Origin of the sequence: Microbispora sp. NPDC049633 (assembly GCF_040675265.1) — a bacterium.
Taxonomy (GTDB): domain Bacteria; phylum Actinomycetota; class Actinomycetes; order Streptosporangiales; family Streptosporangiaceae; genus Microbispora; species Microbispora maris.
Window position 1 is genome coordinate 68,709 of the sequence record NZ_JBFAOO010000010.1, and the last position, 11,039, is coordinate 79,747.

13 protein-coding genes are annotated in these 11,039 nt (G+C 71.0%); 6 read left to right on the top strand and 7 right to left on the bottom strand.

Annotated elements, in window-relative coordinates:
• Nucleotides 1-30: 30 nt before the first annotated feature.
• Together AB0J39_RS04925 and AB0J39_RS04930 are read left to right on the top strand one after the other, a co-directional pair.
• Complete coding sequence (locus AB0J39_RS04925) at nucleotides 31-1,407, top strand: FAD-binding oxidoreductase (protein ID WP_363461922.1); 1,377 nt, start codon at nucleotides 31-33, stop codon at nucleotides 1,405-1,407.
• Between the two features lie 10 nt (nucleotides 1,408-1,417).
• Complete coding sequence (locus AB0J39_RS04930) at nucleotides 1,418-2,161, top strand: DUF429 domain-containing protein (RefSeq protein ID WP_363461924.1); 744 nt, start codon at nucleotides 1,418-1,420, stop codon at nucleotides 2,159-2,161.
• Between the two features lie 108 nt (nucleotides 2,162-2,269).
• On the opposite strand, the gene AB0J39_RS04935 is transcribed toward AB0J39_RS04930, so the two are convergent.
• The 3 genes from AB0J39_RS04935 to AB0J39_RS04945 are packed head-to-tail and all read right to left on the bottom strand — an operon-like array spanning nucleotide 2,270 to nucleotide 4,134.
• Nucleotides 2,270-2,719, bottom strand: a complete 450-nt coding sequence (locus AB0J39_RS04935) for an SRPBCC domain-containing protein (RefSeq protein ID WP_363461926.1) — start codon at nucleotides 2,717-2,719, stop codon at nucleotides 2,270-2,272.
• Nucleotides 2,720-2,767: 48 nt separating this feature from the next.
• On the bottom strand, nucleotides 2,768-3,523 hold the full coding sequence (locus tag AB0J39_RS04940; RefSeq protein ID WP_363461928.1) for an SRPBCC domain-containing protein: 756 nt from the start codon (nucleotides 3,521-3,523) through the stop codon (nucleotides 2,768-2,770).
• Nucleotides 3,523-4,134: a helix-turn-helix domain-containing protein gene (locus tag AB0J39_RS04945; RefSeq protein ID WP_363461930.1), complete on the bottom strand. Its 612-nt coding sequence runs from the start codon at nucleotides 4,132-4,134 to the stop codon at nucleotides 3,523-3,525. Before AB0J39_RS04945 ends, AB0J39_RS04940 begins: the two co-directional genes overlap by 1 nt.
• A gap of 152 nt (nucleotides 4,135-4,286) precedes the next feature.
• Here AB0J39_RS04945 and AB0J39_RS04950 point away from each other — a divergent pair, with 152 nt between their 5' ends.
• Nucleotides 4,287-4,781, top strand: a complete 495-nt coding sequence (locus AB0J39_RS04950) for a hypothetical protein (protein ID WP_363461932.1) — start codon at nucleotides 4,287-4,289, stop codon at nucleotides 4,779-4,781.
• Here AB0J39_RS04950 and AB0J39_RS04955 read toward each other — a convergent pair.
• The 4 genes from AB0J39_RS04955 to AB0J39_RS04970 all read right to left on the bottom strand — a co-directional run bounded on the left by AB0J39_RS04955 (nucleotide 4,772) and on the right by AB0J39_RS04970 (nucleotide 9,311).
• Nucleotides 4,772-5,551 (bottom strand): hypothetical protein, encoded by a 780-nt coding sequence (locus AB0J39_RS04955; protein ID WP_363461934.1) that lies wholly within the window; start codon nucleotides 5,549-5,551, stop codon nucleotides 4,772-4,774. The genes AB0J39_RS04950 and AB0J39_RS04955 overlap by 10 nt on opposite strands.
• Entirely contained in the window at nucleotides 5,548-7,710 is a 2,163-nt protein-coding gene (locus tag AB0J39_RS04960) for a hypothetical protein (protein WP_363461936.1), read from the bottom strand. Before AB0J39_RS04960 ends, AB0J39_RS04955 begins: the two co-directional genes overlap by 4 nt.
• Complete coding sequence (locus AB0J39_RS04965; protein ID WP_363461938.1) at nucleotides 7,710-8,522, bottom strand: hypothetical protein; 813 nt, start codon at nucleotides 8,520-8,522, stop codon at nucleotides 7,710-7,712. The genes AB0J39_RS04960 and AB0J39_RS04965 overlap by 1 nt, the downstream gene beginning before the upstream one ends.
• Before the next feature lie 78 nt (nucleotides 8,523-8,600).
• Nucleotides 8,601-9,311: a Crp/Fnr family transcriptional regulator gene (locus AB0J39_RS04970; RefSeq protein ID WP_363461940.1), complete on the bottom strand. Its 711-nt coding sequence runs from the start codon at nucleotides 9,309-9,311 to the stop codon at nucleotides 8,601-8,603.
• 170 nt (nucleotides 9,312-9,481) lie between these two features.
• Here AB0J39_RS04970 and AB0J39_RS04975 point away from each other — a divergent pair, with 170 nt between their 5' ends.
• The 3 genes from AB0J39_RS04975 to AB0J39_RS04985 all read left to right on the top strand — a co-directional run.
• Complete coding sequence (locus tag AB0J39_RS04975) at nucleotides 9,482-10,093, top strand: hypothetical protein (protein ID WP_363461942.1); 612 nt, start codon at nucleotides 9,482-9,484, stop codon at nucleotides 10,091-10,093.
• Between the two features lie 22 nt (nucleotides 10,094-10,115).
• Nucleotides 10,116-10,400: a hypothetical protein gene (locus AB0J39_RS04980; RefSeq protein WP_182906743.1), complete on the top strand. Its 285-nt coding sequence runs from the start codon at nucleotides 10,116-10,118 to the stop codon at nucleotides 10,398-10,400.
• 151 nt (nucleotides 10,401-10,551) lie between these two features.
• A partial coding sequence (locus AB0J39_RS04985; RefSeq protein WP_363461944.1) for a hypothetical protein occupies nucleotides 10,552-11,039 on the top strand: 488 nt, incomplete at its 3' end.

Genomic DNA, 11,039 nt, shown 5'->3' on the forward strand with positions numbered 1-11,039 from the left:
GTCACAGACGACGACATCCGAAGGACGGACATGCACAGCACCATCGAAGACGCGCTGCGGGGACGGATCGCCGGCCGGGTCCTGGCTCCGGGGCAGAACGGGTTCGAGGAGGAGGCCGCCGGCTTCAATCTCGCCGTGCGCCACCGGCCCGCCGTGGTCGTCGCGGCGCGGGACGCCGGCGACGTGGCCGCCGCCGTACGACTCGCCGCCGAGCACGGGCTGCCCGTGGCCGTGCAGTCGACCGGCCACGGCGCCGTGCAGGCGGCCGACGGCGCGGTCCTGATCAGCACCCGCGCCATGGGGGAGGTCGTGGTGGACCCCTCCGCCCGCACCGCCACGATCGCGGCGGGCTGCACGTGGGGTGAGGTCGTCGCCGCCGCGGCGCCGTACGGCCTGGCTCCGCTGTGCGGATCGGCGACCGGCGTCGGCGTGGTCGGCTTCACGCTCGGCGGCGGCCTCGGGCCGATCGCGCGGACCTTCGGCTTCGCGGCCGACCACGTGCGGGAGCTCACCGTCGTCACCGGGGACGGCGTGATCCGCACCGCCGACGCCAACCGCGAGCCCGACCTGTTCTGGGCGCTGCGCGGTGGCAAGGCCGGGTTCGGCGTGGTCACCTCGATCACGGTCGACCTGCTTCCGCTCACCGGCCTGTACGGCGGCGGGCTGTTCTACGCCGCCGAGGACGCCGGGCGGGTCCTGCACGCCTACCGCACCTGGACCGAGACGCTGCCGGAGACCACCACCACCTCGGTCGCGCTGCTGCGCCTGCCCCCGCTGCCCGAGCTGCCGCCGCAGCTCAGCGGCAAGTTCGTGGTCCACCTGCGGGTCGCCCACGTGGGGGAGGGGCAGGAGGCCGAGGCGCTGCTGGCTCCCATGCGGGCCGTGGCCGAGCCGGTGCTCGACGCCGTCGGGCCGCTGCCGTACGCGGCGATCGACTCCATCCACCGGGACCCGACCCAGCCCATGCCCGTCGCGGAGCGGGGCGCGCTGCTACGCGAGCTGACCGCCGAGACCGTGGAGGCGCTGCTCGCGGTCGCCGGGCCGGCCGCGCAGGTCCCGCTGGCCGTGGTCGAGCTGCGTCAGCTCGGCGGCGCGCTCGCCCGTCAGCCCAAGGAGCCGAACGCCGTGGGCGGGCGTGACGCCGCCTTCACGCTGCTGGCCATCGGCGCGCCGGTGCCCGAGCTGATGGACACGGCCGTGCCCGCCGCCGTACGGGCCGTGGTCGAGGCCGCCGCGCCCTGGTCCACCGGCGGCGCGCAGATCAACTTCCAGGGCGGCGCCCTGGCCCCCGAGCAGATCTCCCGGGCCTGGCCCGAGGAGACGCTGCGGCGGCTGGTGAAGCTGCGCGAGGTGTACGACCCGGCGAACCTGTTCCGCTTCGGCCACGTCGTCCCCCGCCAGGGCTGAGCATGGTCGTATGAACGACGTTCGTGTGCTCGGTGTCGATGCCTGCAGGGCCGGCTGGATCGGGGTGGTCCCGCCCGCCGGCCCGGGCGAAGCAGGCGCGGCGCGCGCCTACTTCGCGGCCCGGATCGCCGACCTGGTCGCAGCGGCGGACGCGGACGGCGAGATCGCCGTCGTGGCCGTGGACATGCCGATCGGGCTGCCCGATGGTCACCCTGATGGCCACCCCGGTGGTCCGCCGGGCCGGGGCCGCCGCCGGGCGGACGTGCTGGCGCGCGCGGAGCTCGGTCCCCGGTGGCGGTCGGTGTTCATGACCCCGGCGCGCGCCGCGCTGGAGACCGGCGACTACCCCTCTGCCGTGGCGGTCAACCGCCGCCTGACCGGGGAAGGAGTCTCCCGCCAGGCGTTCGGGCTCAAGGAGAAGCTGCTGGAGGTCGAGCGCTGGGTGCGGGAGGCGGACAGACGGGTCGTCGAAATCCACCCCGAGCTGAGCTTCGCCCGGCTCGCGGGGGAGCCCCTGCCGCACCCGAAGACGACGTGGGCGGGCGCCGAGCGCCGGCGCGAACTGCTGGCGGCGGCGGGCGTCGTGCTCGCGGGCGGCCTCGGCCGGGCCGGGGCGGCGGCGGGGGTGGACGACGTGCTCGACGCGGGCGCCGCCGCCTGGACGGCCCTCAGGGTGGCCGCCGGGCTGGCCCGGCCCCTGCCCGATCCCCCCGAAATCTTCTCCGACGGCATCCCCTGCGCCATCTGGGCCTGACGGCGGCCCATGCGTGGCTGTCCGGCCGGCCGGCCGTGGTTCGGCCCCGTCGTCGGACAGGCCTGCCGTACGCGGCGCGCAGAGCACGCCGCGTACGGTCAGGATGCCTCAGGCGAGATGCCCGGCGAGCCGGTCGAAGAACTGGAGCCAGCCGGCCTTCGCGGCCTCCGCGTGCGCCTCGTCGGTGTTGTAGCCCTCCTGCGTGAACCTCATTTCCGTACGGCCCCCGAGGTCGGTGAGCGTGACGGTCGCGACCGACGCCACCGCGCCCTCCTGGTTGTCGGGGTCCCCGGTGGTGAACACGAGCCGCTCGGGCTCGGCGATCTCCCGGTAGACGCCGCCGAGAGGAGCCTTCGCGCCCTCCGGTGAGACGAGGCACGCGCTCCACTCGCCGCCGGGCCGCAGGTCCATGGCGATCAGGGAGACCGGAGTAGTGAAGCCGTGCGGGCCGAACCACTGGCTGAAGTGCTCGGGCTCGGTCCACGCCTTGAAGACGGTCTCGCGGGGAGCGTCCAGGACGCGGGTGATGGTGTATTCGAGGTCGGGGGTGTTCGTCATCGTCAGGTCCTTCGCGGTCGGGAGTCCGGCGTGTCAGGGGAGGAGTGCTCAGGGAAAGAGCCGGGCGAGCCAGGACTGCCAGGCGCTCTCGGCCCGCTCCTGGCCGGTGTCCTCGGCGAAGATGTGGTGCCCGAGGACCACGACGTTCCCGCGCTTCGGTCCCGAGTGGATGAACCCGTAGAGGCCGTCGGCGGTCCGCACGCCCAGGAAGTCCGGCAGGGCCGCGTAGTCGACGACGCCGTCCTCCGGGGGCAGGCCGTCCACCGCGAGCCGCACGGGGTCGCCCTCGCGGACCGTGCCGGCGAGGCCCAGCTCGTCCTTGATCGCCGCCCACGCCTTCTCGCTCTCCGGCGCGTGGGGGCGGGCGGCGGACACGACCGTGACGGGCCGCCCGCGGAAGTACGTGAGGTACTGGGCGAGCTTGTGCAGGTACAGATCCCAGCCCGTGACCATCGCCTCGTACTCGGTCTCCCAGTCGTCGCCGAGGAAGCCGTGCTGGACCAGGCGCAGGACCGTGCTGCCGCCGTCGCGGCCCTCGACGAGGTACTCCATCGCCATGAAGAGGCCGTCGGGGTTCTCGTCGCTGCGGTACGCGAACCGCTTGCCGGGCTCCCAGGCCGTCACGGTGGTGGTCTCGGTGCCGCCGAACATGGTGAACCGGCCGCGGCCGCCCTCGCCCGGCTCGATCTCCGTGCGCCCCATGAACCAGGAGTCCACGCCCGGGCCGGTCGCGATGGCCTCCCAGACCTGCTCGGGCGTCGCGTCCAGCTCGATTTCCTTGCTGAGCTCGAATTCGTGGGCCATCAGGCCTCCTCGTCACCTTGGGGGGAAACCGTCCGGGGGACGGCGGGATGGACGGCGAGGACCAGGCGGTGCTCGCGCCCGCCCTCGGCCGATTCGTCGTGATATTTGCTGACGAGCGCGGCCACGGCGGCCGAGAGCTCCTCGGCGAACGCGGCCCGGTCGGCGGCCGAGGCGAAGCGCACCTGCGCGTCGACGGCGAACGTCGCGAGCTTCTTGCGCGCCTGGGACGCACCGGTGATGAGCGTGCCGACGTCGCGCACGAGCTGGGCGGCCAGGGCCAGCAGCCAGCGCGCCGACAGCCGGTCGGGCGAGCGCGACGGGTCGGGCGCGACCGACGCCAGCGCGGCGGGAGAGATCACGAACGACGCCGCCGTCGCCCGCATGACCCGCTCGTTGACGTTGCCCTTGCGGCGTTCCTCGACCAGCTCCACGAGGCCGTGCCGCTCCAGGGTCTTGAGGTGGTAGTTCACCTTCTGTCTCGGCAGCCCGACTTTGGCCGCCAGCATCGTCGCCGAGTTGGGCTCCGCCAGCTCGGCGAGCAACCGCACCCGGATCGGATCCAGGGAGGCCTCCGCCGCCGCCGGGTCCTCGATCACCGCCACATCCTTCATGTCCCCAGCATGGCTTCCGACGAATATTATTGTCAAGGCAAAGAGACGTGTCGGTGTCGAACCCGCATTGGTGCGGTCCTTCGTCTCCGGATCGGCGATTCACTTCAGGGAGTCGGGTCAGGAGGGTTCATATGGGCTGGTGCAAGGACGGAATGACTCCCGTCGAGGCGCTGACCGTGGCGCTCACCACGGTCGGCACCTTCCAGGGTTACGTGCAGCATGCCGACGCCAAGGTCGCCACCGTCACCACCGTGCACCTCGGGGCGGCGGCCGTCGCGGCCACACAGATGGGGGCGCTGACCGGCCTGCGAGCACCGGGATCCCCTGCCGCGCTGGGCGTGGTCGCCGTTGTTCTGGTCACGCTCTACGTGGCGGGGTTCCTCGTCGCCGGCTATCACCTTGTCCAGGGTCTACGTCCTCGCCTGGGCGGGCCTGACGGGCCGAACAGGTTCGGCCTGGCCGGTCCTGCAAGAGGGCGGTCACAGGTGAGCGTCATGCAGCAGGAACGGGAGGCATGGCTCCTCGTGGGCACGCTGGCAGAACTGAGCCGTGAGAAGCATCGCAGGGTGGGACGAGCGCTGCCGTGGACGGCCCTCATGCTCGTCGCCACCCTGCTCTGGCTGGCCGTAGGGGCCTTCTATGGCTGACCGAACCCGCTCGGCAGCAGCGGGTCGGGATCAAGGGGCGGAACCGGCAACCCCAGCGCCGTCATCGCACTCCGCAGAGCGCTCTCACTGCGGACGATGAGCTCGTAGACGTCGCCCTGCCGATGGGAGCTCACGAGCTTGTCGAGCTTGTCTATGAAGTGGGCGGCGGTGTCCTCGCCCTTGTCGAGCATCTCCGCGATGATCGCGGCCTTGGCTTGGGGTTGCTCAGCCAGTCGCACCGCGTACCTCGTCAGGTCGCTCCTGCGGGCCCCGGCCAGGAAACGCTCCCAGGCGAGGCGCACCTCCTCTGCGGTCTCCGCGCGTCGCTTCGCCTCCGCGACCTCGCAATCGACCTGATAGAGCCTGCGCGCGCGTTCCCGCAACAGCTCGCGCACCTCTGTGCAGGGTCTGACCTCCGCCTGTGCCGTCCACCGCATCAGCACCCGCCTGTCGTGCGTCGACAGCCCGCTGAGGAGATCACCGAGGGCACCGTTCACCTCGCGCTCGGCGTCCTCGGAGTGGTATGGCGAGTGTTTGCGCACCACGGCCCGTGCTTCAGCACGGACCAGCCCTTCGACGTGGTCGCGCTCGCTCGCGTCAGGGCCTGCCTGCCGATAACGGCCGTTGGCGGACCAACACAGGGAGACTGTCACGTTGAAGTCGAAGACGTCGCCCCGGGCGGGAGCGTCGAAAAAGAACTGGCCCACGTTCGGCGCCGTACCCTCCTCGATCCCGGGCAGGGCATATCTGATCAGCCACACAACACTCAAATCCCTTCGGTGATCTCGGAGAGCCGGGCCGCAAGGTTGGCGTCGATCTTTCCGGTGCGGCGCCACAGTCGGAGACGGAACGCCAAGGACGTCTGAAGGTCGGTGCGCAGCCGGGTGAGGACCTTCGTGAGGACCTGCCGGACCCCGGCATCCGTCTCCCACCTGACCAGCCAATCGCCCAGCAGGCTCCATGCCTCCGGGGTGAGAGCGGGGTCCGATTCTCTGGGGACGGCCTTGTCCAGGATGTGCCGCCACAGTGTGACGAGATCGGGGGCCGCGCCGGAATCCCCTGCCAGATCGATGATCCGGATCGCGTCCGGGGACGCGAGCAGCCGTACGAACGCGAGGGCGGCGGCCCGGTGCAGTCCTTTGGACTCGGGGTCGGCCGACCACTCGACGAGGGCGGTGATGATCCTCCGGGTGTTCTCCGGGACCTCGGCGTTCTCGGCTTCGTGCAGAGAGGTGGCGCCAGCCCCCAGCTGGTGGATCTGGGAGACGGCGCGGGCGACGCTGTCGGAAAGGATGTAACCCGACGTCCTGGCGATGGCACCGAGAACGCTCAGGGCCTCGTCGACACGGTGCGCTCCCAGCCATGAGCCATAGGTCCTGATAACCACGGATTGGGCTCTCCGGCCGCTGTGCGCCCACTGGCGCAGGCATTCGAAGACTCTTGGCTGTACTTGCGGATCCCGCGCCGCCGAGGCGAGTGCCCAGGCGGCAAGCTCGCGTCGCTCGATCCTGTCGCTGTCCCGCCAGACCTCCAGGAAGCGGTTGCGGACGGAGAGGAAGTCGTAGGTGGCCAAAAGACCGATGGCTTCGGCCGCCTTCATGCGGGTGTCGAATTGCTGGTCCTCCGTCAGCTGCCGCAGCCAGGTCAGCAGTGGCTCGTGAATCGTGGGCTGTTCTTCCCAGACGACGCGGAGGATCGAACCGGCCATCGGGGGCTCGTCGAACTCGACGACCTGCCCGTCGCCACCGCGACCGGTCTCCTCGACCCTGACGCCCGTGTCCCTGGTCCAGTCAGTGAGCCACTCCCACACGTGGTGTCGACGCGGCTGCTCGACAGTCGTCTGCCGGGCCAGTTCCTCTTCGATGAGCGTCGCCAGCCTCAGCGTCTGCGTGGCGACCACGGCCGCCGCGGATCCGCGGAGAACGGAACTGGCGATCAGAAAGCTGCGCGCCCTGCGGGGAGTGTCCTTGGTGAGCAGATTCCGGGCCCTGACGCGTCTTTGTTCGGGCAACCCCTCCAGAATGTCGCTGACCGACCGGCCGCGCAGGAGACCGGCCGCCACCCGCAGGGCCAAGGCGCGCGCCTCGCGGGGGCGCCGGTAGCCGGCCAGCTTCTCCCGGACCAGTTCGTCGGCCGCCGTCTTGCCGGCCCGCTCCCGCGGGTGGGCCTCGCCGCCCTCGTACAGCTCGTGGACCAACCAGTTGGCGAACACGTCGTCCAGCGGAGGCGGGTCGTGCTCCACCACGCGGTCGTGCTCGGAAAACTCTGGATCGGCCAGGACGACGATCCGGGCTCCGGCCCGTTCGGCGACTTTGCACAGGTGCCCAAGCATCTGGTCGGCGTGGCCGCTCCAGGCCGCGTCGTCGCCTGCCATGAGGAGGTACCCCGTCGCGTCGCGCAGATCGGCGGCAACGAGGGGCAAGGGGTCCCGCCTGAGGTGCAGCCAGGCGAGACGAGCGTCGTCGCCGGTCCAGTGCGCGAGGGCGGCCAGGGCGGTGGTCGGCTGCCCGCTGTAGGGTTCTCCGCGCAGCAGTAGCACGTGCTCGTCGCGAAGACGCCGGACCAACGTGCCGTAGGACCTGGTCGCCGCGTGGCAACGACGTACGAGGCCGACGTCGCGGGCGGGCACGCTCACGGTGTGGACGGCCTTGTCCTCCTGGGACCAGCCAAAGATGTACTGGTCGCGTCCTGGCGCATTGACCGTGCCGCCGTCGGTGGCGCGGTGGGAGGCGCCCCCGATGTCGTCGCCGCCGATGACGGTGTCGGCGTAGAGGGCGTCCAGGTTCCGCGCGGAGATCCGGCTTCGCTTCTTCTGTTCACTGAGCTCCTCGCGCAGGTCACGCCTGGCGTTCTGCTCCGCATCCGCATCCGGTCCGCGCTCTTCCCCGCCGCGTGCCTGCTCGATGGCCGGGGTCTCCTGCTCGGTCATCAGTGCCCCTCGCGCCAGTTGCCGATGACTTGGTTCCCGCCGGGGGCGTTCACGGTGCCGTGACCGTAGGCCCGGTGGGACGGCCCGCCGATTTGGTCGCCGTGAACGATCGTCGGCGCGTGCCGCCGGTCTCTGTCATGATCGAGGTTCGCCCGCGCACGGCCCGTCTCGGGCATGTCGGGCTCCTCGGGGTCGAAGAGGTCGAGGGCGCCGAGCCCGCCGACATCGTGACCGGGCACGTGCAGGTACGCGGTGCAGGAGTGCTCCTTCACCCGCACCTGGACAGGTCGGTACGCCTGCGGCTCGCCCAGTCCTTGGCTGATGTAGTCGTCGTACACGCGATCGGAGACGATGAGGGCCAGGTCCGCGGCCGGGCAGGCGTCGAGGGCCCGCCGCACCGGGGCGGAGTCGAGGAGCCGGGCCTGCTGTACGGCGTGGCGGCCGGCGACCCCGTTGGGGGCGCCCAGATGTACGGGACCGAAGTGGACGGCCATGCGCAGGCGCATGCGCGTCCAGAACGGACCGGCGTGGCGCCGGTTGTACAGGCCGAGTTGCCCGTCCAGTTCGCGGACGAAGCCGCCGACCAGCACACCGAGGTGCGCGTGGGGCGGTAGCCAGGAGAACTCGCCGTCCCCTTGAGGCTGACGCTCGGTCCATGTCGACCGGTCGAGACCGGCTTCGGCCGCGGCGGCGTCGAGCACCCGGACGAGGGCTTCCTGAAGGTGGAGTTGCTGCTGGTCGTGGCGCCCGCTGTACTTCTCGATGTCCACCGCGATCATCGCGTGCGAGGTGGGCATGGGAGGGTGAGTCATCGTGCCTCCTGGCTGGTCTGTGTCGGCCGGACCACGATGACTCCGGCGGGCTTTTCGGAACCCGCATTGATGCGGCTTTCAGCCGGGTGATTGGAGCCGCAGGTCGGCGAAGTCGGTCAGGCCGTCGAGGTCCCTGATGACCACGCCTCGATGCCGTTGCAGCACGAGACCACGGGCGGACAGGTCGTGCATCGCCTTCTGCACCGTGCGTTCCTTGATCCCGACGAGCTCGCCCAGTTCGGCCTGGGTGACCGGCACTCCGATGTCGATGCCCTCGCGGTGCGGCCGCCCGTGCCGTATGGCGAGATCGACCAGGATCCGGGCCAGGCAGACATCAGCCTCATATCCCGTGAAGTCGAGGCGTCGGCGGTTCGCGAACCGTAACCGGTCGATCGCGACCTGGCTGAGGGCGGCGGCGGCCTCGGGGGTGCGGGCGAGATAGGCGGTGAAGACGGGACCCTTCAGCACGCAAACGAGAGATCGCCTGCAGGTGGTCACCGTGGCCATCCGGGGGTGGTCCGTCAGCGCGGCCATCTCACCGACGACGTCGCCGTCCGCTCGGATCGACAGGAGCGCCCTGGAGCCGTTCTCCGCGAGTGCCGTGACCTTCACCAGAGCGTCGACCAGCAGGTAGACCGCGTGTCCGGGGTCGCCCTCCCGGATCAGCACGTGGCGGTTCGGATACGTCAGCAGGGAGCCGAGGCGAAGGAGCTCCTTCCGCGCCATCGCCGGAAGCAGGTCGAGGAACGATCCATCTAACCAGGTGCGCCGATCAGCGCTCTGCGTCATGCCGATACCTCCAAGCCGGAGTATGACCGCCGTGGTCCGTCACGTCACCGAGCCCGACTGTCAAATCCGCCTTAGTCACTCATTACGCCTATAACGTTGTGCGACTGATCTGTCACGCGATGTAATCACATCGGCGATGGGCCGGACCTACTGGCTCCGAAGGAGTGACAATGACGTTCACCACTATGAACCCCGCATCCATGGCGACCATGCTGGGGTACGGCGCTCAGCAGCAGATCTCGCCCCTCCAGCTCGGTCAGCAGATCCCGGCGGCGCAGCAGCAGCTGTCGCCGCTGGCGATGATCCAGCAGGAGGAGCAGATCCTCCCGCAGGAGCACCTGGTGAGCCCGGTGACCTTCTGGACCAAGGTCGCGCGGTACAGCGTGCGGTACGGCGCTCCCGCGGCCCGCCAGATGCTGGAGGTCGTGCTCTACCAGCACCAGGTCCGTGAGCAGATCCAGCAGCAGGTTCAGCAGCAGGTGCTTCCGCCGCAGGTTCTGCAGGCGCTGCAGGCTATCCAGGCCCAGGCCCAGCAGATCCCGCAGGTCTACGGCCAGCCGTACGCCACCCAGGCGTACGCGCAGCACCCCGGCCAGCAGGCCCAGCACCTCGGCATCCAGCCCGTGATGCCCCAGCACGTCCAGGCGGCGTACGGGCAGCAGGTCCCGCTGACCACGCAGTCGCTGTCGCAGGTCTACGGCCAGGCCTATGGCCAGGCCTACGGCCAGCCGCACCAGCAGGCCGCGCAGCAGGTCCCGGTGCCGGCCGGTGCCGCTCTCTGATCGGAGGAACACCGTGGAGTCGATGGGTCCCGGGATGGGTCCGGTGACGCCCCCGGCCGTGGGAGTCGTGACGGGGCATCCGGCGCCGGTCGCGCCGCTACAGGCGCACTGCGCCGTGACGCTCCAGCGGCTGTACGGCTGGCTGCAGGCGTCACTCCCGCAGGCGCCCCAGGTCGCGGGGATCATCCCGCTGCTGGTGCAGGCGGTACAGCTGTACCGGGCCGGGCGGTACGACGCGTGCCTGGCGCAGATCCAGTTCGCGCTCGGCGTGGTCACCCCCGGACGGCCCACGGTTCCACTGCTGTGACGTGATCACTTCGGTGGCCCGGACCGGCCGGCGGCCGGTCCGGGCCCCCGCCGTCCCGAGAGCGGCGAATGGGATGACAGAGCCTGAACTGCCCGCCGCGCCGTACGGGGCGCGGCCGGCCACACCAGCCTGAGCTGGGGAGAGTCGAGACGTGGTGACCAGTAACGACAAGCCCAAGGACGGAAGCGAGGAGCCGCGCCCGGCGTCCCCGCGGGGGCGGCAGGCGTCCCGCCAGGCGCCGCAGCCGGTGGAGCCCCGGCCGCGGCGCTACATGGTGGCCGCGCTGCCCCAGTCGCATCCGCCGGCGCCGGGAGCGGCCGCGCCGGCTCTCGACGGCGACACGGTGCGCAGGCTGCTGGAGGACGACCCCGAGGTGCGCGTGCTGCGCCGCCTGCGGGGGACGGCGGGGAACCCGGGGGCTCAGGCGCCCGGGTTCCCCGCTGTGGTCGTGGCGGAGATGACCGCCGAGCACGTCGAATCGCTGCGGCGGCAGTATCCGCAGCTCTACTTCGAGCGGGACCGGCTGCTCACCTACAGCGACGTGCCCCGGAGGCGACCGGGTGATCGCCATCGACGCCAACCCCGACCGGGGAACGCTCGGCATCAAGGTCAAGTCGGAGACCGCGGCGACCATCCGGA

Excerpts from the sequence above, each read along its gene's own strand:
- AB0J39_RS04940 (WP_363461928.1), bottom strand. The coding sequence starts at position 3,523 with ATGGCCCACGAATTCGAGCTCAGCAAGGAAATCGAGCTGGACGCGACG.
- AB0J39_RS04925 (WP_363461922.1), top strand. The coding sequence starts at position 31 with ATGCACAGCACCATCGAAGACGCGCTGCGGGGACGGATCGCCGGCCGG.
- AB0J39_RS04950 (WP_363461932.1), top strand. The coding sequence starts at position 4,287 with ATGACTCCCGTCGAGGCGCTGACCGTGGCGCTCACCACGGTCGGCACC.
- AB0J39_RS04945 (WP_363461930.1), bottom strand. The coding sequence starts at position 4,134 with ATGAAGGATGTGGCGGTGATCGAGGACCCGGCGGCGGCGGAGGCCTCC.
- AB0J39_RS04965 (WP_363461938.1), bottom strand. The coding sequence starts at position 8,522 with ATGACTCACCCTCCCATGCCCACCTCGCACGCGATGATCGCGGTGGAC.
- AB0J39_RS04980 (WP_182906743.1), top strand. The coding sequence starts at position 10,116 with ATGGGTCCCGGGATGGGTCCGGTGACGCCCCCGGCCGTGGGAGTCGTG.
- AB0J39_RS04975 (WP_363461942.1), top strand. The coding sequence starts at position 9,482 with ATGACGTTCACCACTATGAACCCCGCATCCATGGCGACCATGCTGGGG.
- AB0J39_RS04970 (WP_363461940.1), bottom strand. The coding sequence starts at position 9,311 with ATGACGCAGAGCGCTGATCGGCGCACCTGGTTAGATGGATCGTTCCTC.
- AB0J39_RS04960 (WP_363461936.1), bottom strand. The coding sequence starts at position 7,710 with ATGACCGAGCAGGAGACCCCGGCCATCGAGCAGGCACGCGGCGGGGAA.
- AB0J39_RS04935 (WP_363461926.1), bottom strand. The coding sequence starts at position 2,719 with ATGACGAACACCCCCGACCTCGAATACACCATCACCCGCGTCCTGGAC.
- AB0J39_RS04930 (WP_363461924.1), top strand. The coding sequence starts at position 1,418 with ATGAACGACGTTCGTGTGCTCGGTGTCGATGCCTGCAGGGCCGGCTGG.